General features: G+C 55.0%; 20 protein-coding genes. 11 read left to right on the top strand and 9 right to left on the bottom strand.

Annotated features, from left to right (window positions below):
• Nucleotides 1–2: 2 nt before the first annotated feature.
• A complete protein-coding gene (locus P1X16_RS13880; RefSeq protein WP_277229939.1) occupies nucleotides 3–2,231 on the bottom strand; it encodes a beta-1,3-glucanase family protein in 2,229 nt (742 codons plus the stop codon).
• Between the two features lie 597 nt (nucleotides 2,232–2,828).
• On the opposite strand from P1X16_RS13880, the gene glyA reads away from it, so the two are divergent.
• The 3 genes from glyA (at nucleotide 2,829) to rpiB (ending at nucleotide 5,708) form a co-directional block, all read left to right on the top strand.
• The gene (glyA, locus tag P1X16_RS13875; protein WP_277229936.1) at nucleotides 2,829–4,121 is read left to right on the top strand and encodes a serine hydroxymethyltransferase; all 1,293 of its coding nucleotides are present in this window, start codon (nucleotides 2,829–2,831) and stop codon (nucleotides 4,119–4,121) included.
• A gap of 144 nt (nucleotides 4,122–4,265) precedes the next feature.
• Nucleotides 4,266–5,138, top strand: coding sequence for a twin-arginine translocase subunit TatC (gene tatC, locus P1X16_RS13870; protein ID WP_346771250.1), 873 nt, complete (start codon nucleotides 4,266–4,268; stop codon nucleotides 5,136–5,138).
• Nucleotides 5,139–5,276: 138 nt separating this feature from the next.
• Entirely contained in the window at nucleotides 5,277–5,708 is a 432-nt protein-coding gene (gene rpiB, locus P1X16_RS13865; RefSeq protein ID WP_277229933.1) for a ribose 5-phosphate isomerase B, read from the top strand.
• 192 nt (nucleotides 5,709–5,900) lie between these two features.
• On the opposite strand, the gene P1X16_RS13860 is transcribed toward rpiB, so the two are convergent.
• A complete protein-coding gene (locus P1X16_RS13860) occupies nucleotides 5,901–7,313 on the bottom strand; it encodes a hypothetical protein (protein ID WP_277229930.1) in 1,413 nt (470 codons plus the stop codon).
• Nucleotides 7,314–7,727: 414 nt separating this feature from the next.
• Between P1X16_RS13860 and P1X16_RS13855 the strand changes: the two genes are divergently transcribed.
• The 5 genes from P1X16_RS13855 to P1X16_RS13835 all read left to right on the top strand — a co-directional run bounded on the left by P1X16_RS13855 (nucleotide 7,728) and on the right by P1X16_RS13835 (nucleotide 13,955).
• A complete protein-coding gene (locus P1X16_RS13855) occupies nucleotides 7,728–8,168 on the top strand; it encodes a ribosome-binding factor A (RefSeq protein WP_277229928.1) in 441 nt (146 codons plus the stop codon).
• A gap of 119 nt (nucleotides 8,169–8,287) precedes the next feature.
• Nucleotides 8,288–9,097 (top strand): class I SAM-dependent methyltransferase, encoded by an 810-nt coding sequence (locus P1X16_RS13850; protein WP_277229925.1) that lies wholly within the window; start codon nucleotides 8,288–8,290, stop codon nucleotides 9,095–9,097.
• A 53-nt stretch (nucleotides 9,098–9,150) separates the two neighbouring features.
• Nucleotides 9,151–9,528, top strand: coding sequence for a hypothetical protein (locus tag P1X16_RS13845; protein ID WP_277229923.1), 378 nt, complete (start codon nucleotides 9,151–9,153; stop codon nucleotides 9,526–9,528).
• 48 nt (nucleotides 9,529–9,576) lie between these two features.
• Nucleotides 9,577–10,809 (top strand): FtsX-like permease family protein, encoded by a 1,233-nt coding sequence (locus P1X16_RS13840; RefSeq protein WP_277229921.1) that lies wholly within the window; start codon nucleotides 9,577–9,579, stop codon nucleotides 10,807–10,809.
• Nucleotides 10,810–10,988: 179 nt separating this feature from the next.
• Nucleotides 10,989–13,955, top strand: a complete 2,967-nt coding sequence (locus tag P1X16_RS13835; protein WP_277229918.1) for a DEAD/DEAH box helicase — start codon at nucleotides 10,989–10,991, stop codon at nucleotides 13,953–13,955.
• A 52-nt stretch (nucleotides 13,956–14,007) separates the two neighbouring features.
• Here the strand turns inward: P1X16_RS13835 and P1X16_RS13830 are convergent, their stop codons facing one another.
• The 4 genes from P1X16_RS13830 to P1X16_RS13815 form a co-directional block, all read right to left on the bottom strand.
• Nucleotides 14,008–14,937 (bottom strand): carbon-nitrogen hydrolase family protein, encoded by a 930-nt coding sequence (locus P1X16_RS13830; RefSeq protein WP_277229914.1) that lies wholly within the window; start codon nucleotides 14,935–14,937, stop codon nucleotides 14,008–14,010.
• A gap of 150 nt (nucleotides 14,938–15,087) precedes the next feature.
• The gene (locus tag P1X16_RS13825; protein WP_277229911.1) at nucleotides 15,088–16,098 is read right to left on the bottom strand and encodes an ATP-binding protein; all 1,011 of its coding nucleotides are present in this window, start codon (nucleotides 16,096–16,098) and stop codon (nucleotides 15,088–15,090) included.
• Nucleotides 16,099–16,109: 11 nt separating this feature from the next.
• Nucleotides 16,110–16,898: a hypothetical protein gene (locus tag P1X16_RS13820; RefSeq protein ID WP_277229909.1), complete on the bottom strand. Its 789-nt coding sequence runs from the start codon at nucleotides 16,896–16,898 to the stop codon at nucleotides 16,110–16,112.
• A gap of 18 nt (nucleotides 16,899–16,916) precedes the next feature.
• A complete protein-coding gene (locus P1X16_RS13815; RefSeq protein ID WP_277229906.1) occupies nucleotides 16,917–17,414 on the bottom strand; it encodes a hypothetical protein in 498 nt (165 codons plus the stop codon).
• 170 nt (nucleotides 17,415–17,584) lie between these two features.
• On the opposite strand from P1X16_RS13815, the gene P1X16_RS13810 reads away from it, so the two are divergent.
• A complete protein-coding gene (locus P1X16_RS13810) occupies nucleotides 17,585–18,040 on the top strand; it encodes a hypothetical protein (protein WP_277229903.1) in 456 nt (151 codons plus the stop codon).
• Between the two features lie 93 nt (nucleotides 18,041–18,133).
• On the top strand, nucleotides 18,134–18,670 hold the full coding sequence (locus tag P1X16_RS13805; protein ID WP_277229901.1) for a hypothetical protein: 537 nt from the start codon (nucleotides 18,134–18,136) through the stop codon (nucleotides 18,668–18,670).
• Between the two features lie 27 nt (nucleotides 18,671–18,697).
• Here the strand turns inward: P1X16_RS13805 and P1X16_RS13800 are convergent, their stop codons facing one another.
• Nucleotides 18,698–19,159 (bottom strand): GNAT family N-acetyltransferase, encoded by a 462-nt coding sequence (locus P1X16_RS13800; protein ID WP_277229897.1) that lies wholly within the window; start codon nucleotides 19,157–19,159, stop codon nucleotides 18,698–18,700.
• 181 nt (nucleotides 19,160–19,340) lie between these two features.
• Between P1X16_RS13800 and P1X16_RS13795 the strand changes: the two genes are divergently transcribed.
• Entirely contained in the window at nucleotides 19,341–20,528 is a 1,188-nt protein-coding gene (locus tag P1X16_RS13795) for a class I SAM-dependent rRNA methyltransferase (RefSeq protein ID WP_277232938.1), read from the top strand.
• Between the two features lie 3 nt (nucleotides 20,529–20,531).
• On the opposite strand, the gene P1X16_RS13790 is transcribed toward P1X16_RS13795, so the two are convergent.
• Nucleotides 20,532–21,419: a prohibitin family protein gene (locus P1X16_RS13790; RefSeq protein WP_277229894.1), complete on the bottom strand. Its 888-nt coding sequence runs from the start codon at nucleotides 21,417–21,419 to the stop codon at nucleotides 20,532–20,534.
• Complete coding sequence (locus tag P1X16_RS13785) at nucleotides 21,401–21,664, bottom strand: hypothetical protein (protein ID WP_277229891.1); 264 nt, start codon at nucleotides 21,662–21,664, stop codon at nucleotides 21,401–21,403. Before P1X16_RS13785 ends, P1X16_RS13790 begins: the two co-directional genes overlap by 19 nt.
• Nucleotides 21,665–21,818 lie beyond the last annotated feature (154 nt).

Here is a 21,818-nt window from a genome sequence, read left to right as displayed (position 1 = left end):
GTTTATTTCTGGAAGCGGCGAATAATGGTTTGTTGGTCTTTGGTGCTGACTTCCAATAGATACAGACCAGCGGGCAAGGTGCTAACCGGGGCCGTACCCTCGTCGAAAGTACCGCTGCTCATCACGCGGCCGCGCGTGTCGAGGATGCGGTAGTGGCTGCCAATCAGCTTCAGCCCCGAGTTGCTTAGGTGGAGTTGGTCGACCACGGGGTTAGGATAAAGCTGCACATCGGCGGTGGCAGCATCGGAGCTTTTGGCGGCCAATGCCGTGCGAGCAGCGCTGTTCTGCGTGATACGCACCCAATTGATATTCCAGCCGCCGGTCTGGGCGTAGATGCCGAAATTGTAGGTGCCCGCATTGACCGTAACGGTCCGCGACACGGTGGTCCAGTTCTGCCAGCCGCCGGTGCCAGGAATTGTGGTATTGCCTAGCTGGATGCTGCCCCCGTTCAGGTCCGCCGACACGGTACCGCCCGCCGCGCCGCTGGCTACGCGGTACTCGATGGTATAGCTACCTGAAGTTGGGAAGTTAATGCTGTTCCACACCAGATAGTCGCCCTGATCAATGAAGCCCATGTTCTGGCCGCCTTCGGAGCAGGCTTCTACCGTCATGCCGTTGTTTACGTTGGCGGCTTCGGCTTCCAGCTGCCGGCTAAAGGCGGCGGTAGCCGTTTGCACCCGCACCGAAGTGGCCTTGTCGTTCCAGTTGCCGGTCCCGAGCGGGTTGTTGACCAGGCAGCTATTGCCAGCACTGCCCACCGTGAGAGAGGCGCCAGTGAAGTTGTCGCTTTCGTAGAGCACTACCTGGTAGCCACTGTTGACCCGGAGCGAAGAAATATCGTTGTCCAGTATACCCCGGCTCTGGAGCTGGCTTAGCGTGTAGTTGCCCACTGGCAGCGCAACGGCCGTGCCGGTGTAGTTGCAGTCTTTGTAAGTGGTAGCCACGCCGCCACTCGGAGTTGTGCCCGTGCCAGCGTAGCCGCCGAACGTGGCCACAACGCGGGTTGGCTGCGGCGTTTGGAGCGTGGCCGACTGGTCGTTTACGTCGTCGTAGGCGAAACCGTAGCTAAGCTGGTCTACGCTGATGCCGGGCAGGTGCCAGAAGCGCGCGTAGTAGTTCATGGGTGCGGTCTGGTAGTAGCGGCTGGCGTCGTACCAGTTCTGCTGGCCGGGGTTAGGCGTGGTGGTGTTTACTACGTGGCGGTTGATAGCAGCCGTTAGCTGGGCCTGCACCACTAGGTCACAGTCCCCGTCGCCTACGCGGTTGTCGAGCACTCCTTTGCCCTCGAATGCTTCCTGCGTGGTCGGCTTGCGCGCCACAACTCCCGTTCGGCCCGTGAAGGCCCCCGACTGCCCCACAACCGTAAGCCGGCCGTTGCTGATGCGCCCCTTGAATACGCCCGCGTTGCCGGCAAAGAAAATCAGATCCTCGTTCACGTACTTGTTCCAGATGGCGTCGATGTAGGAGCCGAAATAGTTGCCGTAAGGGCCGGGGGTGGTGCCGTTGGTACCGTCGTAGAACGCGGCCGTTTTGGAGGGGAAGGTGATTTCGCCGGTGGTGTTGTTTACCGTACCCTGAAACTCAGCGGGTACGTTGGCTTTGTAGGCCGCTACAATATCAGCGTGTGACTTTAGCTCGCCGGTGCGCTTCTGATAGCCGTTACCAAATAGCTCCAGGCCCATTGGGTACTTGTAAGAATCGACGCGGGTGGTGTTGCCGAAGAAGCCGAACTGGTTGTTGGTCAGCTCAATGAATTCGTACAGAATACCGCGGTTCGGGTCACTCGGATTCTGAGCATTAGGCGCTGCGTAGCCCGAGGGCGCCCCCGTCGAGCCGTAGAAATAGAAGTACAACTGTTGCCCCTGGGCAATGAACACCCGACAGCCAGCAATGTAGGGTAAGGTGAAGGTCTTGTTTGGAATGTCACTTAGCCGAAAAAAGCACGACGCATAGCGCGAGTTCTGCCCTGGCCCGGTGTTGCCGTTGTATGTTGGGCCAAGCACCGTGTTGTACGAAGAATTCATGGGCAGCACTTGGCTGGTGCGCGGGTCAATCCAAACATGCTCGCCCGCCGGGTTGAGACCCACAATGGCCACGTACAACGTGTTATCGGCGTAAGGTGAATTGTTGGCAATGGTAAACGGAATGCTGCCCTGGGCCAAGCTGCCGAAGGGCAGTAGCCAAGCGCCAAGCAGCAAGACTAGAACGGAAAGCAGAGTAATCTTTCTCATACAGATAAGGGTTGTGGTGGGAAGAAAGGTTGGATAGGGCACGCGGGCTGGCTCCGCCCCGGCGGCAGGCAAAACCAGCATATACTTATGCTTTACAGCAGCAAGACAGCAGAAATGAGTGATACTAACTCCTCATATTCAGTCAACTAGCCCGCGGATAACAGCTGGGCGCAGGCGGCTACAACATCTAGTGTAGCAACGACCTCATAGGATATTGCCAAGGTAGTATGGTTCAATCGGAAAGAAAAAGGCTAAAAAAGCCAGCTTAGATGCACGGTGTTTAGCGGCTGCTCTCTTACATCACAAGGTCTAGAAGCTTCCTGTACATCTTGCCCACCCATTCCTACGGCGCGGTGCCATTCCAGACGCTCGCCATCTGGACGAGTGTTACGCTTAACACACAAGCAGCCGGTAGTTACATCACCAGCGCATAACCAAATCTTGTAACATTTCTCAACTGAGCCCGCCGACTGAAACGCCTCCAACTGCTTATCACGCTAAGCCGGGTAAACCTTAATGGGCCACGCCCAGCGCGCACTTCATTACCTGTTGCTTTGCAGCTTGGCAGTTCCGGGCAGTGGGTGTACCTTTGAACCTATGGAAACGCAAGCCCCAACCCTGACCCAAGACACCGCCATCTTCGACCTGATTCAGCGCGAAAAAGAGCGGCAAACGCATGGTATTGAATTGATTGCCTCCGAAAACTATGTTTCGGAGCAAGTGATGCGGGCACAGGGCTCCATCCTGACCAACAAATACGCCGAGGGCCTACCCGGCAAGCGCTACTATGGCGGTTGCGAAATCGTCGACCAAATCGAGCAATTGGCTATCGACCGGGCCAAGGAGTTGTTTGGCGTTGAATGGGTGAACGTGCAGCCGCACTCCGGCGCGCAAGCCAACGCCGCCGTTATGCTGGCCATCCTCAACCCCGGCGACAAAATTCTCGGCTTCGATTTAAGCCACGGGGGTCACCTCACGCACGGCTCGCCCGTCAACTTCTCTGGCAAGCTCTACCAGCCTAGCTTCTATGGTGTGGAGCGCGAAACGGGCCTCATCGATTGGGAAAAAGTGAAAGAAACCGCCCGTCGCGAGCAGCCTAAGCTTATCATCTGCGGCGCCTCGGCCTACTCCCGCGACTGGGACTACAAAGCCCTGCGCGAAGCAGCCGATGAAGTAGGCGCCTTGCTGCTAGCCGATATTTCGCACCCCAGCGGTCTGATTGCCAAAGGTTTGCTTGGCAACCCCTTCGATTATTGCCACATCGTCACGACGACCACGCACAAGACCTTGCGCGGCCCCCGCGGCGGCCTCATCATGCTGGGCAAAGACTTCGAGAATCCGTTTGGCTTGAAGACGCCGAAAGGCGAACTGCGCATGATGTCGGCGCTGCTGGACTCAGCCGTATTCCCTGGCACGCAAGGCGGCCCCCTGGAGCACGTTATCGGCGCCAAGGCAGTGGCATTCGGCGAAGCCTTAAGCGACGCCTACACCGAGTACACCCAGCAAGTGATTCGCAACGCGCAGGCACTAGCGAAAGGCTTCACCGACCGTGGCTACGAAATCATTTCGGGCAGCACCGACAACCACCTTATGCTGATCGACTTGCGCAGCAAGGGCCTCACTGGCAAGCTGGCCGAGAATACGCTCATCAAGGCTGACATTACCATCAATAAGAACATGGTGCCCTTCGACGACAAGTCGCCCTTCGTGACCAGCGGCATGCGCATTGGCTCGGCGGCGGTTACCACCCGTGGCTTGCGCGAAACCGACATGGCCCGCATCGTCGACTTAATCGACGACGTACTGATGCATAACGACGACGACGCTTACCTGCTGCGCGTGCGCGGTCAGGTGAACGAGTGGATGCAGCAGTTTCCGCTCTTCGCATAATATCGAGTACCTGAGTAGCGGAGTAACAGAGTAATAAGGCAGAATCGGGGCTAAGTACATCTTCGGAGCCTCGGATTTCGTTTGTGCTCTACGTCTTGCCTTTCGACTTACTCAGTTACTCCGCTACTCCGTTACTTTTCCCCCGTGGATCAACAACACCCTTCTTCCGGGCACCCTGTGATGGGGCAACAGCAGGAAATGTCTTTCATTGACCACTTGGAAGCCCTGCGGTGGCATATCATCCGCTCGGCCATTGCCATTGTGGTATTCACTACGGCTGCTTTCCTAGCCAAGGACTTTCTGTTTCACGACCTGATTCTGGGGCCGTCCCGCGGCGACTTCTGGACTTATCGGGCTTTCTGCCGCTTCGGCCAGTGGATTCACGCCGAAAGCTTGTGCATCGGAGAGCCAACCTTCGACTTGCAGAACCGCCAGATGAGCGGGCAGCTCACTATGCACATCAGCTCCTCGTTTGTGGTGGGGCTGGCGTTGGCATTTCCCTACACGTTCTGGGAAATCTGGCGCTTTGTGAAGCCGGGCTTGTACCCGCACGAGCAAGCCAACTCGCGCGGTGCCGTGTTCTTTGTGTCCATCTTGTTTATTATCGGGCTGCTGTTCGGGTACTTCATTGCGGCTCCACTCAGTATCAACTTCTTGGCGTCCTACCAGCTCGATTCTACCATCGAAAACCAAATCGACTTGCAGAGCTACATTAGCACGCTCACAACCATGAGCTTGTCGTGTGCCTTTGTGTTCGAACTGCCGATGATTGTGTTCTTCCTGGCCAAAGCTGGCTTGATTACGCCGGAAATCATGCGGCTCTACCGCAAGCATGCCATTGTGGTCATTCTCGTTATTGCGGCCGTTATTACGCCTCCTGATATTTCAGCGCAGATCATCGTCACAATCCCGATTGTGTTGCTCTACGAGCTAAGTATCAACATTGCCCGCGTTGTGACCCGCAACCGCACCCAAATGCTCAACGACCGGCTCGCTCAAAATGGCGGCGTCAGCTAGATGACTACAGATTTCACCCAATGAATGTGGGGAATGCAGGAAAAGAAGGGGCTGGTGCCCTGCTCGATTCTCGCATTCCCCACATTTCTTTGTTGCCTTACTCAACGAGTTTTCTTCACTTTCCACACTTCCTCCCCTATGGACACCATTGCTCTAGGCTCCGACCACGCTGGCTTCGAATACAAGCAGATGCTAGCCCAGTGGCTGCGCGACAACGGTTACGAAGTCCGCGACTTCGGCACCCACTCTCCGGCCTCGGTAGACTATCCCGACTTTGTGCATCCGCTGGCCGAAGCCATTACCAGTGGCGAACTAGAGCGGGGAATTCTGGTGTGCGGCTCGGCCAATGGCGTGTGCATCACGGCCAACAAGCACCGCGGCGTGCGCGCGGCTATTGCGTGGGAACCTGAACTGGCCGCCCTGGCTCGTCAGCACAACGACGCCAACATTCTGTGCGTGCCCGCCCGCTTTATCAGCGAAGACAACGCCCGCATCATTGCCAACCAATTTCTGACTACTGCCTTTGAAGGCGGCCGCCACCAAACCCGCGTCAGCAAGATTGACGGGTAAGCAGTAGGCAGCGGGTTAACAAGCTTTCAAAAACCTGCTAGTCACCCAAAACCAAACCCCACCTGTCATCCTGACGAAGGAAGGACCTTATGCCCTATGAACCGTTGACGTACTATCGTCTGGTTCTGCGGCGATAAGGTCCTTCCTTCGTCAGGATGACAGGTGGGGTTTATCAATTCAGCTCAATTCACCTCACTTCAGCCGGTAGACCCGCGGGGTGCTGGTGGGCTGGTAGCGGCCGAAGATGGCGGGCACTTTGTATTGCAGTTCCGTGAGGCGGTTGGTTTGGTCGATGAGGACAGTGGGCGGCGCGGACTCTAGGTTGCGGGCCAAGCGATAGACGGCCGCATACTGGCTGAGGTGCCCGAAGTCCACTTGGGCCAGGCGCCAGTCGAGGTAGGGCGAGCCGATGGGATTGGTGAGGTAAGGCCGCAAGTCGGCGCCAAGTACCAGCAGGCGCTGTCCCCGCAGGTTGGCGTATTTGGGATTGGGCTGCACCGCATAGCGGGCCTCGGCGGGAAAACGCAGGACACCTTCCAGCCGCAGCAGTTCGCGGTAGCGCAGCCCCACCACGCAGCCAAGCAGCACCAGAAACAGCACATCAACCACCCAAGGCCTTGGGGACTTCTGCCACAGGAAGTAACTAAAATACGTGAGTGGCGGCAGCAGCAACCCGAGTGTGCCCGGCGCCGTGCCACGTCCAGCGGCCATCATCAGGATGGCAACCAGTAGCCAGACCAGCATCAGCTGCTGAAACTTCACTTGAAATACCAACCCAAGCGAGGTAGTAAAGGAACGGGCCAAGCCCAGCAGCAACACGGCACCGGGCAAGACAAGCAGGCGCCACTGCAACGGCAGCGGCAAGCCGTCGGCCCCCATGACGAGCCCGCTGAGAGAGGGCCGCAGATGAAATTGCCGGAAGGCGGGCAGAGAATCGTTGTACAGGAAAAAGGTAGCCACCACCGCATACGGAAAACCGAAGCCGCAGAGCAGCAGCAGAAAGCTGCGAAACGAGTTGGCAGCAAACACAATAACGGCAAATAGCCCCACCAGCAGAAACAGCGCCAGCGGGAGGTAGCACAGCGCCGCCACCCCAATCAGAAACCCGGCCCGAAATAGGCGACGGTTGTCGTACCCATCGCGCGAAGTAGGCAGCAAAGCGCTGAACCCGAGAATGATAAACGTGTGCCCGATTAGGAGCGGCGACAAAGTATCGAGGTCCGTCGTGACGCTGGACAGCACCAAGTAAGTAAGCGCCGCTAGGTAGCCCCGCTCGGGGTGGACATCGGCGCGGTTGAGCACAAAGTTTAGGCGCAGCGCCTGGATAAGCAGCAGCCCGAGCGCCAGAGTTCGGTAGAGCCACAACGGCCGCGAAGCTACCACGTCGAGGGCGGCAAAGAGGGCTGCTGACAGCGGTGCCGTGGCATCGTAAAGGTCGCGGTAGAGCAAGCCGCCAGCGTGCAGTCGCTCACCAATGAGCATGGCGCGGAGCTCGGCCATGGTTAGCGGCACGCCCAACCACACCAACGGCAGCCGCACCGCCAGCACCAGCAGGAGCAGCACCACAAGGCGAGTTGGTAGCGGACTTTTAAAAAACTGAAGCACTAGTTAAGCGAAGAAGTGACAGGTAAAGCAGTAATCAGCCGCAAAGAAAAACAGCCGATGAGGCAGCAGAAAGTTTGGCAGTAAAGCTACATTCATCTAGTGTAGTGTGCGTATGATAACTACTCTTGGGCTTAATCCCGTGTTGTTTCACTGCTCCTGGTTTCCTCAGCTACAGCACCGTACCGTAGGGCCACCAAGGGCAGCAAACCGTACACACAGGAGTAGCTTGTGCTTCCCCTTAGCAGTATGCTATACAGGGAGCTGTGCGCTAGCCCTCCGTGTTGAGTGAGTGGAAGCCAGCGGCGAGGGTGTAGTTGCGGCCACCGCCTCAACTACGTTATTCGCTTTTTGCCGGGCGCCTCCTTTTCGCTCACCCAAAAATCTGTCACCTAATCACCTACCTTTGCAGTTCTTATGGAAAGTAAACGACAGCAAAAAGTATCCAGCTTGTTGCAGCAAGACTTGGCCACTGTATTTCAGCGCGACTTGCCGCACTTGTTTCCGGGCCTCGCGCCAGGTATTGCCGGAGTGCGCGTATCTCCCGACTTAGGCGTAGCCCGTGTTTATCTGAGTCAGTTGCTAACGCGCGAAGGCAGCGGCCAAGAGATGCTGGATCTGGTGCAAGACAACCAGAAGCAAATCCGCCAGGCCCTGGCCAAGCGGGTTCGCCAGCAGCTCCGCATCGTGCCCGACTTGGTATTCTTCCTCGACGATTCCGCTGCTTACGCGGCCAAAATGGACCAGGTACTGAGCCAGCTCGATATTCCGGCCGCCGAGCCAGAATCCAACGACCAGCCGGACACCGAAGCGCCCAAACGCCCCAAACTCTTCACCGACGACGCAGAGAGCAACTAACTAGCGGAGTAGCTGAGTAGTACCGTTCTGAAAACCATGCAGTTGAACGGCATATTCAGGTACTCCGCTACGCCGTTACTCGTTTTTCACTTAGTTATTCCGCTACTCAGTTACTCGTTTTGCATTACGATCCGATAAAACGCTCTTTGGGCGAGGTTTTCAACCGCACCCCACTGCTGCGGCGCTTGTTCTATCATCTGCTCGATTTGCTGCTGCTCCGTACCTGGCACGTGCACCGGGAGCTCCGGCAGTGGGCTAAAGGCCGCACCACCGAGGCGCTTAGTATTCTGGATGCGGGTTCTGGTTACGGGCAGTACACCTACTGGCTGTCGAGCATGAGTGCGAAATGGCACATTCTGGCCGTTGATGTGAAAGACGAGCAGATTGCCGACTCCAACAAGTTCTTCCGCCAGATCGGTCGGTCCAACGTGCAGTTTGCGGTGCAGGACCTAGTGCTGTATCAAGAGCCCAACACCTTCGATATGGCATTGGCGGTTGATGTAATGGAGCATATTCTGGAAGACGTGGAAGTATTCCGCAACGTGCACGCCTCCCTCAAAGATGGCGGTATGCTGCTCATTTCCACGCCTTCCGACCAAGGCGGCTCCGACGTGCACTCCGACGACGAAACCAGCTTCATCGAAGAGCACGTGCGCGACGGCTACAACATCCACGAGATTCAGCAGAAACTGCGCACCGCGGGCTTCGAGCGAATTGAGGCCCAGTACAGTTACGGCGAGCCGGGCCAGATATCGTGGCGGCTGAGCATGAAGTATCCCATTTTGATGCTCGGCTACTCGAAATGGTTTTTCGCGCTGCTGCCGTTCTACTACCTCGTCACGTTTCCGTTCTGCTTGCTACTCAACTGGATGGATGCCAATACTAAGCACGACTCCGGCACCGGCCTCATCGTGAAGGCCTGGAAATAGACCTTTTCCGCCCGGCAGCGTATCTTCGGGCTCCAACCCGCTCCTTCTCCCTCATGGCTGATCCATCTGACCTCACGCAAATTCTTCAGTACCTCACAACGCAATCGGCGCAACAGGCACAACAAATTGCGTTGTTCTCAGACTCTTTGCAACGCAATACCAGCGTGCTGGAGACAGTGGTAAGCGTACAGAATCAGATGTTGGATCAGATGCAGCTCATCTATGAAGAGCAGCAGCAGTTTAACCGTAATCAGTTGGCCTTTAACAGCCGACAGGAACAGTTCAACAGTCGGCAGGAAGAAACGGATGCTATTTTGCTTTCGGAGTTGCGCGAAATAAAAACGGATTCGCGGGAGTTGAAAAACGTAGTGCTTAACGACCACGAGGAACGTTTGCGCCGTCTCGAAGAGTTTATGCGTCGCGCTAGCTAGGCAGTTTCACCCATTCTAATTTCTTAATTCCCACCCTGCACGCCCCGCATGGACGTTCCCTTGCTCATTGCCCGGCGTTATTTTCTCTCGAAGAAGAAGCGCAACATTATCAGCATCATTTCCAACATCTCCATGATTGGGGTGGCGGTCGGAACTATGGCGTTGGTCATTGTGCTGTCGGTATTCAATGGGCTCGAAGACTTGGTGCGCACGCTCTACGGCAAGTCGGACCCCGATTTGCTGGTGACGGCCGTGCAAGGCAAGTCATTTCCCGTCAACACCAAAATGCTCGATGACTTGCGGCGCATACAGGGCGTGGGCTTGCTTACCGAGGTTATCGAAGACAACGCCCTGCTCCAGTACCACGACCGCCAGATGGTGGTAAAGATGAAGGGCGTTTCGGAAAACTATTACACCCAAAGCCGCATCGATTCGGCTATTGTCGAGGGGGACCACCGGCTGCTACGCGGCGGCGACGAACCCTACGCGCTGCTAGGTGCTGGTGTGCAGCACGAGCTAAGCATTGCCCTCAACAATCGTCTGGCCCCGTTGCACCTCCTCTATCCTCGCAATACCGGTAAGAAGACGCTGTCGATGAATCCGGAAAATGCCTTCACCGAGCAAAGTATCTTGGCGGGTGGCGTGTTCCTGATCGAGCAGCACATGGACGACAGCTACATTTTCGTACCGCTCGACTTTGCCCAAAGCTTACTGCAATACGGCAACCGGCGCACGGCCCTGGAGCTAGGCGTAGGCGACGAACACGATATTCAGGAAGTAAAGGCGCTGGTTAAACAGCAGCTAGGCAGCCAGTTCCGCGTCCTCGACTCCGACGAGCAGCACGTGAGCTTGCTGAAGGCCATTAAGGTGGAGAAGATGTTTGTGTTCATCACGTTTGCCTTCATCCTGCTTATTGCCTCGCTCAACATCTTCTTCTCACTCTCGATGCTGGTCATCGACAAGCGTAAGGACGTGGCCATTTTGCTGGCTATGGGCGCAACGCCGCTCAACATCCGGCGCATTTTCTTGCTCGAGGGAGCCATTGTAGCTTTGGTAGGCGCCGTCACGGGTTTGGCGCTAGGAGTTGCCATCTGCTGGGCCCAACAGACCTTCCACATCGTGAGTATGGGCATGGCTACGAGCGTCGTAGACTCGTACCCAGTGAAGATGCAGTTCTCGGATATTGCTCTGACTGGCTTGGCCATCGTTCTCATCACGCTCACCGTTTCTATTCGGCCAGCGTTGAATGCGGCGAAAATAGACGTACGGGAGAATTTATAACATTTCTTAGGCAAAAACGGTAGCTTAGACCCCGCAATGGGTTTTTAGCTAATACTTTACCTGTTTTTTATCTTATTAATGTAACTATTTTCATATTTAATTTTATTTTTTGCGTTAATCCGCAATATTTAACCTCTGTAATTACTTTTAAAGCTTCAATTTGCTCGATACTCATCTTTATGAAGGTTTCTACTTCTCAGCCTTTCCAGATTGTTTATTCGTTGCTAGAGCACGAGTATTTAGGTTATCTATTTGAATCTTATGTAGTTCAGCGTAACGCGAAAGGACAGCTTACGCTTCAGCACCAAACGGTTTCCAGCAAGAATGCTCCTGAGTTTGCAGACGGGCTCGACCCAGTTGATTTCGAGCTAATTGCGCTAACCGACCAGATTCAGCAAGACGCCGTTATCAAGGAATTTTCAACCAAGAAGACCACCCCTGCCGATTTTTTTCTGAAAGTATTTGACCCGGAGAAGGGTGACAAGCCGCTCCAGGAAGAGATTTGCCGCTACGTGCAAGAGCGCATGGGCCAAGTACTGTCTCGGCTAACGGGCAAGTTGGTTTTCATTATGGGCAAGGATGGCGAGCCCACTTGGCACGAAATAGGGCTGGCAAAAGAAGCTGCGTCTATTCTATTCCACTTCCGGCGCAACGACGACAATACGCACTATTTCCCTACTATCCAGTACCAAGGGCAAAAGCTTGATTTTCAATACAAAAACGCTGTAATCGTGTGCGAGCAGCCGGCTTGGCTGCTACTCAACGACGTTCTTTACTACTTCCGGCACGAGGTGGACGGCAAGAAGCTGCGGCCATTCCTGAACAAGAAGTTCATTGTGATTCCGCGGCAAGTAGAGGACAGTTACTTTCAGCGCTTTGTAGCGCCGCTGGTCGAGTCGTTTGATGTGCACGCCCGTGGGTTTGATATTCGCTCGGAGCGCCATGTGGCTCTGCCGCACCTTACGTTCTCGGATGTACCTACTGCTACTATCGTGGCCGAAGAAGAGCGCCGTCGCCCTACCCCGGGCCGCCCCCGCTCCTCAGATACAGCCGTAGCCAACGTAGTAGCTCCCTCCGACCATATTCACTTCGACCTCTCGTTTCGGTACGGCAACTACACCGTACACAACGGCCACGACAAGCGGGTGTGGGTGCAGCTAGAAAAGAAAGAAGATAACTACATCTTTCACCGGCTGGTGCGCAACCTAGACCGGGAGCAGGAAATCATTCGGGAGCTAGCCGACCGCGCCTTGGAAGTGCGCAACGGCCGGGCTGTACTTGAAAAAGCCACTGCTTTTCGCTGGCTGCACCACCACTCCGACGAGCTAGCCCGCATGGGCTTTACGGTGCAGCAAGGCAGCACTTCGGGCAAAGATTACTTCATTGGCGCCGTGAGCGTGGAGGTCGGCATATCCGAAGCCAACGACTGGTTTGATGTGCGCGGCACCGTGCGGTTCGGCGATTTCGAAATACCCTTCATCAAACTGCGGCCCTACATTTTGCAGCGCCGCCACGAATATCGGTTGCCTAACGGCCAGATTGCCATTATTCCCGAAGAGTGGTTTACGCAATACCTGGAGTTGTTTGCGTTTGCCGAAGAACACGAGCATACGCTCACGCTGCGCAAGCATCACTTGGCCTTGGTATCAGACCTGCAAAACGGCAACCTAGCCACCGTAGTCATCAGCCGCAAACTAGAGAAGCTGCGGGGCTTCGAGACAGTGGAAGACCAGCCGATGCCGGTAGGTTTCCGCGGCGAGCTGCGGCCCTACCAGAAGGCTGGCTACAACTGGCTGCATTTCGTGAAAGACTACCACTTCGGCGGCTGCCTCGCCGACGATATGGGTCTTGGCAAAACCATTCAGACGCTGGCCTTGCTGCTACAGCGCAAGGAAAGTGGCGAAGCAGGCGGGGCGGCCTCGTTGCTGGCCATGCCTACCTCACTGGTATACAACTGGTTGAGCGAAGCCCAAAAGTTCACGCCCACGCTACGCATCCTCACGTACACCGGCACCTACCGCGACAAAAACGTGGAGCAGTTTGCCGACTACGATGTGATACTGACCAGTTACGGCATTGTACGCCTGGATGCCGAGCTGCTGAAAACCTACAAGTTCGACTACGTGATTCTGGATGAGTCGCAGGCTATCAAGAACCCAAGTTCCACTACCTCGCACGCCGTGCGCGGGCTGCACTCGCGCTACCGTCTCATCCTGACCGGTACGCCCGTTGAGAACAGCACCATGGATTTGTGGTCGCAGATGTCCTTTATCAATCCCGGTCTATTGGGCACGCAGGCGTTCTTCCGCAAGGAGTTTCTGAAGCCCATTGAGAAGGGCAAGGATGAAGGCAAAACGCGCAAGCTCCACGCCCTCATCAAGCCCTTTATCCTGCGTCGTCACAAGGCGCAGGTGGCCCGCGAGCTGCCCGACAAAATCGAGCACCTCAGCTACTGCCCCATGACCGAGGAGCAGCAGCACTGCTACGAGGAAACCAAGAGCTACTACCGCAACAAGATCCTGCAGAACATCGAGGAGCACGGCACGGCCAGTACGCAGTTCATGCTGCTCCAAGGCCTGACTAAGCTGCGCCAGATTGCCAACCACCCCCGCATGGCCGACGAGGAATATGCGCACGAGTCGGGCAAGCTGCGCGAGGTGATTCGTATGATTAAGAGCGTAGTTTCGGAAGGCCACAAGGTGCTTGTGTTCAGCCAGTTCGTAAAGCACTTAGATATTGTTCGGGCCTCGCTAGACGAGCGGCAAATCGAGTACGCTTACCTCGACGGCAACACCCGCGACCGGCACAAAGTGGTAACGCGCTTCCAAGAAACCGAGGACCTGCGCGTGTTCCTTATCTCGCTGAAAGCCGGCGGCGTAGGCCTCAACCTCACCGCCGCCGACTACGTGTTCATCCTTGACCCGTGGTGGAACCCTGCCGTGGAAGCCCAAGCTGTAGACCGTGCCCACCGCATCGGGCAGGAGCGGACGGTGTTCACCTATAAGTTCATCACCAAGGGTACCGTGGAAGAGAAAATCCTGGCGTTGCAGCACAAGAAGATTCAGCTCGTCACGGACCTGATAACCACCGACGAGGCCATCATCAAAAGCCTTACCAAGGAGGATATTGAGGAGCTGCTAGGGTAATACGCAAGAGGTGCTGGTCGCTCTTAAGAGGGCCAGTGCCTCTCGCTAAAAATTAAGGAGTGACGGGCTGCGTTGCGGGCTGATTCGCAACGGTTAGCTGGAATACATCGTTGCGGGAGTAGTGCCCTACGCAGTCAAAGTCTAGCTTGCTTTTGGCTAGTACCGAGGCATCTATTTCGGCCGTTAGCAAGCCTTCTTGGTCCCATAGGGGGCCGGCCAGGATTTCGCCCATTGGGGAGATGATAACGCTGCCGCCCCGGCTCATGATGTCGGGCTCGTCTTGCAAATCCGTTTGGTAACGCTCGGGATAGTCGGTTTTGCGCACGAACTGGTTGCTGGCCAACACATAGCAGCGGCCTTCTAAGGCAATGTGCTGCATGGTGGCCTGCCACGAGTCGCGGGCGTCGGCGGTGGGCGCTAGGTAAAGCTCGACGCCTTTCTGGTAGAGGGACGTGCGCGCTAAGGGCATGTAGTTTTCCCAGCAGATGAGTCCGCCCAATCGGCCTAATTCGGTGGCGAAAGTCACTAGAGTACTTCCGTCACTTTCGCCCCAGATATAACGCTCTAGGCCAGTGGGTTTGAGCTTGCGGTGCTTACCTAACAAGGTGCCGTCTTTGCCGAAATACAGCAGAGTGCAATAAAGCGTACCGCCGATTGGCTCTTTTTCGGTAATGCCCAAGGCCACAAACAGGCCCGCTTGCCGAACGGCCTGCTGAATACGCGCTAGTTCCGGAGAATCCACCTCCAAACTATTTTGCCAGTAGTCCAGCCACATAGCCCGGCCCTTGTCGGTGCGCCGACCTACAATGGCTTCAAAAGTTAAGCCCCGCGGGTAGCAAGGAATAAACGACTCGGGGAAGAGCAACAGCTCACAACCAGCTTCAGCCCCTCGCCGAATCCAGTCGATAACTATGTCCACGCTTTTTTCCGCGTTGAAAAGCGCTGGAGTGGCTTGTACGACTCCTACTTTACTGTTTTTCATGGGCAGGCGATTGGTTGCCGTCGAGTACAAGGTAACTGACGCAAAAGTATCACCCTGGCCGCAACTGGTACCTGCACTCACTAACCAGAACATACCGAATAGCCTGCTAGATGGTAGTTCTGACAAAGCAAGCAGTGGTTTGGCCGGACGTTAGCTTATCGTTTGCAGAGGCAAGCGTACAATGAATTCGGTGTACTGCCCTTCCTTTGTTTCAAAAGAAAGCGTGCCACCGTGGCCCTTCGTAATGATGTCGTAGCTCAGCGAAAGGCCGAGGCCGGTGCCTTCACCAGTAGGCTTGGTGGTGAAAAAAGGCTGGTAGATTTTCTGTTCTACCGCGGCTGGAATGCCGGTGCCGTTGTCCCATATCCGCAGCTCAAACTGCTGGTTTACGACTTGGGTACTTACCCTTATTTCAGCTTCATAACCTGCTTCATTGCGCTCCTGCTTTTTTTGAAGCGCGTAAAACGCGTTGTTGAACAAGTTGGTCAGCACTCGCCCCATATCCTGCGCGGCCACAGTAATAAGCTCTGCCTCAGCAGCATAATGCGTGGTAAGTATAACGTTGAAGTCTTTCTTTTTGGCCCGTATTCCTTGGTATGCCAGCCGAAGGTATTGGTCGGCCAGAACGCTCAAATCGGTGGGCTCCCGCTCAACAGAAGTGTTGCGGGCATGAAGTAGCATGCCTTTCACAATGGAATCGGCCCGGCGGCCATGAAGCGTAATCCTCTCTAGGTTGCCTTCCAGGCTATCCAACAATTCGACAACCAGGGGTTTTTGCCCATTCGGCAGTTGGGTAAGAACCTCTTCTTTAACCTCTTGCACCAGCTCGACGCAAATTTCAGAGAAGTTGTTGACGAAGTTGAGGGGGTTTTGAATTTCGTGCGCCACCCCTGCCGTCAGTTCCCCCAACGAGGCTAACTTTTCACTCTGAATGAGCTGGCGCTGCGTAGCTTTCAGATCAAGCAAAGACTGCTGCAAATCGGCGGTGCGCTGCTGGACTTGCTGCTCCAGCACCTCGTTTTGACGGGCCAGAATCTGGTGTTTTTCCTGCTCCTGACGCAACCGACGCCGCTGCTCCCGGACCACGATGCCCACAATGCCCGCTACTAGCAGCAGCAGGATCGGGCCAATAAGCAGGAAGGGTAGCAAAGCGTTAGGCATCAGCTGACCACTTAGTTTTCAGCGGTGGTAGTTAGGTGACCAACACCAATGGTCTTCTGCCCCAACAGCTTATAGGTCCGTGGGTGCCACTGGCTGTAGTGCAGCCAATAAGGAAGCGCCCGCAGTGGGGCTATGTCTAGGGGAAAGAAGCTGAACATCCAGGCAAACAGCCCCATTTGAATGGCAAACAAAATAGTGTCCGGGCTGCTGACTATGTCATCTAACCGCACTGTTGTCGCAACATCGTAACCCGAATTATATATAATGTTGGTTGCTACGTACGTGACTATGGTGTAGGAAAAATAAACTAGAACGGCGATACTAAAAAAGAAATCTGGTTGGCTTTCTAAATATAAACTGGTGCGGCTTACGCGCATGATATGCAGTAATGCGAGGGATACTAGAATTATACTACCAAAAGCTTGTGAATAGCTATTGACATCTGTGAATAAACCATTCAAAAAAGCGGCATCAAAAAAAGCAATGAATACGAAAACTACTAAAGATATTTTTATATAATTCTTGATTCTACTAGACAGAAAAAGTCTGTAATAAGTAGCCGATAGAAGTGCTACAGCTACTGCAGTGGATAGATGAAATATATAGACATTGTTACGGAAAATTGCTCTACTTACTACATCTAAAATATAAAACACAAACTCAAATTCGATATAATAGGCAACAGGTCTGAATTTATAAGTTACAGTAGAGCGTCGCAGCCATAAAGAAATGAATGGCAACATGGGTGCTGCCTCTAATACCCGGTTTAGAAGGTGAATCGCCTCAAGCCAGATATTCATGGCACGTATTGTTTGAAATTAATCTGCTAGTAGAACACTCGTATCATCACAATTATTAGGGCATTTCATTTCACTATACCCAATCAAATAATCCCGTACCTCAGTTGTTTTAACCCCTGACGGATCAACATCATTGTATGTTCCGGTCAAGTCTTTACCCGCTTTATTAACACCTACAACAATCAACCTTGCTTCACCATTATCGCGCGATACGTAAAAGTTTAAACCCTCGCACTCTTGTTGCTCCATTATTGTTTTTAGGAATGTATTAGAAAAATAATGCGCTCGTCCATACTTGTTTTCGTTTGCGTTACCTCTACCGAAATCGTCCCTGTGCTTCTTGGTCCATTTTTTGGCGTCATCCTTACTTGCGAAAATTTTGCCTCCTGCCCTAGTATCAATAGGGACATGAGCGAAGGTTAGATTTGAAGAAGTTTTGTTCTGACTTTGGGTTTGGCAACCGCCAACTAGTATTAGTGTAAAACAACTTGCCAGGAACCAGCTTCTAGAAATCATTTCAACAAAGTTTGAGGTTACAGTAAAGGAGTAGCAGTTGCTTTCGGGATGCAACACTCAGCTCACCACACATACCCATGTTAGGATATCTATATTACTATAAATTCCTTGAAAAGGAAAGGTCTTGCTGTATATCAAGCACCTCATCCATATTGTCCTACTAACCATCCATGCACCTTTACCTCCGCACGCACGTAGCTGCTTCACCCGCTCAGGTTTCTGCTGGCTTCACGCGGGAGTTGTTTCTGGCTTTGGCTCCACCGTTTCCGCCATTCCGTTTGCTCCGCTTTGATGGCTGCCAGCGTGGCGACGAGGTACATATCGAGTTAGGTGCAGGCCCTTTGCGCCGGCGCTGGACCTCGCTCATTACCGACGATGGCATCATGCCCGATGGCACGCATTACTTTGTGGATAAAGGCCAAGTGCTACCGGTTCCGCTTCGCTACTGGCAGCATCGCCACCTGATGCAGCCTGCCCCTGGCGGAGGCTGCTACATAGTAGAGGATATCGAGTACCGCACTGCCTCCAGCCTGCTCGACCGGCTGCTGTACCCGGTGATGTGGGCACAGTTTGCGTGGCGACGGCCCATTTACCGACGCTGGTTTGGGCTCGTAGGCAGGCGCTAGGCTATGAAATTAGGCGACGGGTAGCGTTACGGGCACCTCTGCCGTATACGCCTAGGTCAAGCAGCGTATATTGCTTGGAATCTGGTTTTGCTTATGCACATCTGTTTCACTTCTGCCCGCCGCGTGCGGCCTTTTCGGCGTCTGTCTACCGCTTTGCTCGTGTTGGCTTTTACGGCCAGTTGCAGTAGCACCCAACCTGCTTACCTCTTCCAGCCAACAGCTTCGTCGCCAGTTACTCAGCCCGCCACGGTTGCAACTGAAGCAGCGACAGTAGTAGCACCTGAAGCAACACCAGAACCAGTGCTAGCCGCTCCAACACGCCGCCTGCACCGACTGAAGCCTCGGCAGCTACGGCAAACGTTGCGCACAGCAGTAGCGCAGGGCTTGGTTCGGATGTCAGCAACCCCACAGGCCAGTCGGTCGGCTACGCAGGCGGTGCGCCACAAGGCTGGGGCAGCACGCAAACCGGCGGAGGTAGGGCTCGGCACCACAGTATTCGGGATACTTGGCTTTTTGGCGGTGCCTATCGGGCTTATAGGGTTGGCGCTAGGTGGCGGGCTCGTGTGGGGTATTCTTGCAGCGGCTGGCGCGCTTGCCATCCTTATTGCCTGGCTTGATCCGTTTGCATAGCCAAGCCAACGCAAACACTTGGCTCTGTTACAGATCGAGCGCCATCTTCACGTCTGTTCGCTGGTAGGGGCTAGTTGGTATGGGCACGTCGCGAAAGCCTAGTTTGCGGTACAAAGCTAGGGCTGGCGTGAGGCGCGAATTCGACAGCAGTTCGAGTTCATGGGCACCCAATTGACGCGCTTTCTGGATGGCGGCCTGCCCCAACGCATAGCCTACTCCAAGGCCTTGCGCAGCCGGCGACACCGCCATCTTAGCCAATTCGAACACGCCGTGGCCTTCGTTGATTAGCGCACACGTACCTACTAGCTGGCCCGCGTGCTCAGCCATCAGAATGGCACCGCCGGGCTCCAGAATATACCGCTGCGGCTCGTCAAGCATTTGGTAATCGGGGGTTTCCATCACAAAGAACTGAGTTATCCATTCTTCGTTGAGGGCGCGAAACACTGGCTGGTGGGCTGGTTCGTAATCGAGGATCCGGATGGTGTGCATGATGAAACAAGATAAATTCTTCCACTGATTTTCTTGTTAGCAAGTGGGCTAAGTGGTTTCTGCTCGTGGTGGTCCACGCCTTTGGTACGTGGTCTTTTTCAAAGGAATAGCAGGAGTTGGAGAAGGCCAAATGGCTTTGGCGTACCTTTGCGTTTTCTTGTTTCGTTTGAATTCCCGCACCATGCCCGCTTCCGTCACGCTTAAGCCAGGTAAAGATCAATCCCTTCGTCGTCGTCATCCATGGGTATTTTCCGGGGCCATTGCTCGCATGCAAGGTGAGGTAGTGGAGGGCGAAGTGGTGATGGTGCAGGCCTCCAATGGTGAATTATTGGGTATGGGCCACTATGCGCCAGGGTCTATTGCCGTGCGCATGCTCGACTTCGGCCCCGCGGCCCAACTACCCGACGCCGGCTTTTGGGAAGCTCGCATCCGCAACGCCTACCAGCTTCGGCAGGGCCTCGGCCTGACGGGCACCGGCACCACCAACGTCTACCGCCTTACGCACGCCGAGGGCGACGGGCTGCCCGGCCTTATCATTGACGTGTATGGCGACGTGGCGGTGGTGCAGGCCCACAGCGCCGGCATGTACAAGGCGCGCCCACTTATTGCGGCGGCCTTGCAGACAGTGATTCCCGGTCTCCGCGCTATTTACGACAAGAGTGCCGAAACCGTACCCGCCAAGGCTGCCCCTGATGCCAAGAATGGCTACTTGCTGGGCGAAAGCAACGGCGCGGAGCACATCGTGCAGGAAAACGGCCACCCTTTCGCGGTGGATTGGGAAACCGGCCAGAAAACCGGCTTCTTCATCGACCAGCGCGACAACCGCAGCTTGCTGGCCCGCTACGCTCCTGGCCGCCGCGTGCTCAACACGTTCTGCTACACCGGCGGCTTCAGCTCCTACGCGTTGCAAGCTGGCGCCGAACTGGTGCACTCCGTTGATTCCAGCAAGAAGGCCATCGAGCTAACCGAGCGGAACGCTGCCCTCACCGGCCTCGAAAGCAAGCACGCTGCCTATGCCGAAGACGTGTTCAGCTTCCTAAAAGCCAGTGAAGAACAGTACGACCTCATCGTCCTCGACCCACCGGCGTTTGCCAAGCACCTCTCAGCCCGCCACAACGCCCTGATGGGCTACAAGCGCCTGAATGCAGCTGGCATCAAGCAGATTGCGCCGGGTGGGTTGCTGTTCACGTTCAGCTGCTCGCAGGTGGTATCGGCGGAGCTGTTTGAGGGTGCCGTGCTGGCCGCTGCCATCGAAGCGGGCCGCCCAGCCCGCATCCTGCACCGCCTCACCCAGCCCGCCGACCACCCCGTAAGCTTGTTCCACCCCGAAGGCGAGTATCTGAAGGGCCTAGTGCTGGCCGTGGAGTGACAACTACTTGCCTGCGCTTGGCGTGGGCATCTGCATCAGAAACTGGTTGCCGGAGCCACCGGTGTAGGTAGGCACATTGCTACCGCCTTTCTCCCAGGCTTCTATCCACCGCATTTGCACTAGTAGCGGCGTGAGTGACTGTTGCTGTTTTTCGTTGGCATATGCTTGGGCATCGGCGGCAATGCGGATGGCTTTGGCTCGGCCTTCCGCTTCGGCGATGTTGATGCGGGCTTGGGCTTCAGCCTGTCGGATGCGGTTTTCAGTTTGCAAGCCCGTTTGAACGGCCGTATTCTTAGCATCGATGGCGGCTTTGAGGCTGGCTGGCGGCTCCAACTTAGTGGTGATTTGCTGCACAAGGAAGCCCATGTTCTGGAGCTGCGCTACCAAGTTGGCTTTCACCCGTGCCTCGTAGTTGCCACGGTTGCTAATGAGGCTGTCGGCGGTATAGCGGTTAGTAGCGACGCGGTAAGCCTCGTACACGGCCGTCTTCAGGAAGCCGTCTTCAATAGCAGGCAATGGGCGGCGGTACTGCCGGAAGATATCGTCTACCTTATCCGATTGGATATAGTAGTTGAGGCTTGGGGCCACGCCGAAACTGGAGCCGTCCTTGCTCTGCACCTCAAACTCCTCGTATTCTTTGTGTTGGGTGTACACTGGAAACTCGTACACAGCTGTACTCAGCGGACTGTAGAACACCCAACCAGTGGTGTAAGTAATGTCGTCGACGCCGCGGCCCGAGCCGGCTAGGTTCACTTTAATGCCCACGTTGCCAGCATCAATGCGCTCCACCTTAATCAAACTACAACCCGCTACAAGCGCCAGCAGCAGTAAGCCAACGAAGACAAGTGGTTTCAGCCAATTACGGCTGGGGTTTAGTTGATATTGGGCCATTTAGAATTAGAAGATGATGGAGGAGTGGAATTAGACTTAAGGAAATAAGCAGCGAGAAATCGGCTAGCCTGGTACAACGACAAGGCTACACCGGCAGCCAGTCCTAGAAACCCCAGGATGCCGCAACCTAGCCACCAGTTAGAGGGTCGGCTCAGCCAGTCGAGACACGCTGGCACGGCATATGGCAGCACCACGACATAGAATAGCAACCAGAAGACTATGCGCGAGTAGAAAGTACTTTTCACCGACGTTGAGTAAATATTCAAATCTACTATATCTGAAGAGTAACACCTGGTAATTTACCATTTGCAGTCACGCTTCTATGAATCGTAAAAACGCGGGTGGCATTACAGACAAAAGGCTATTTACCTTAAGAATTTGCAGTGGCCCCGCTGTTGG

Source organism: Hymenobacter sp. YC55 (assembly GCF_029433095.1).
Taxonomy (GTDB): domain Bacteria; phylum Bacteroidota; class Bacteroidia; order Cytophagales; family Hymenobacteraceae; genus Hymenobacter.
The sequence above is the reverse complement of the archived record's forward strand: the minus strand, read 5'-3'. Positions and strand labels throughout refer to the sequence as shown.

What these genes read in the sequence shown, in the direction of transcription:
- P1X16_RS13880 (WP_277229939.1), bottom strand. Translation starts at nt 2,231, where the DNA reads ATGAGAAAGATTACTCTGCTTTCCGTTCTAGTCTTGCTGCTTGGCGCT.
- glyA (WP_277229936.1), top strand. Translation starts at nt 2,829, where the DNA reads ATGGAAACGCAAGCCCCAACCCTGACCCAAGACACCGCCATCTTCGAC.
- rpiB (WP_277229933.1), top strand. Translation starts at nt 5,277, where the DNA reads ATGGACACCATTGCTCTAGGCTCCGACCACGCTGGCTTCGAATACAAG.
- P1X16_RS13855 (WP_277229928.1), top strand. Translation starts at nt 7,728, where the DNA reads ATGGAAAGTAAACGACAGCAAAAAGTATCCAGCTTGTTGCAGCAAGAC.
- P1X16_RS13845 (WP_277229923.1), top strand. Translation starts at nt 9,151, where the DNA reads ATGGCTGATCCATCTGACCTCACGCAAATTCTTCAGTACCTCACAACG.
- P1X16_RS13840 (WP_277229921.1), top strand. Translation starts at nt 9,577, where the DNA reads ATGGACGTTCCCTTGCTCATTGCCCGGCGTTATTTTCTCTCGAAGAAG.
- P1X16_RS13835 (WP_277229918.1), top strand. Translation starts at nt 10,989, where the DNA reads ATGAAGGTTTCTACTTCTCAGCCTTTCCAGATTGTTTATTCGTTGCTA.
- P1X16_RS13830 (WP_277229914.1), bottom strand. Translation starts at nt 14,937, where the DNA reads ATGAAAAACAGTAAAGTAGGAGTCGTACAAGCCACTCCAGCGCTTTTC.
- P1X16_RS13825 (WP_277229911.1), bottom strand. Translation starts at nt 16,098, where the DNA reads ATGCCTAACGCTTTGCTACCCTTCCTGCTTATTGGCCCGATCCTGCTG.
- P1X16_RS13820 (WP_277229909.1), bottom strand. Translation starts at nt 16,898, where the DNA reads ATGAATATCTGGCTTGAGGCGATTCACCTTCTAAACCGGGTATTAGAG.
- P1X16_RS13815 (WP_277229906.1), bottom strand. Translation starts at nt 17,414, where the DNA reads ATGATTTCTAGAAGCTGGTTCCTGGCAAGTTGTTTTACACTAATACTA.
- P1X16_RS13810 (WP_277229903.1), top strand. Translation starts at nt 17,585, where the DNA reads ATGCACCTTTACCTCCGCACGCACGTAGCTGCTTCACCCGCTCAGGTT.
- P1X16_RS13805 (WP_277229901.1), top strand. Translation starts at nt 18,134, where the DNA reads ATGCACATCTGTTTCACTTCTGCCCGCCGCGTGCGGCCTTTTCGGCGT.
- P1X16_RS13800 (WP_277229897.1), bottom strand. Translation starts at nt 19,159, where the DNA reads ATGCACACCATCCGGATCCTCGATTACGAACCAGCCCACCAGCCAGTG.
- P1X16_RS13795 (WP_277232938.1), top strand. Translation starts at nt 19,341, where the DNA reads ATGCCCGCTTCCGTCACGCTTAAGCCAGGTAAAGATCAATCCCTTCGT.
- P1X16_RS13790 (WP_277229894.1), bottom strand. Translation starts at nt 21,419, where the DNA reads ATGGCCCAATATCAACTAAACCCCAGCCGTAATTGGCTGAAACCACTT.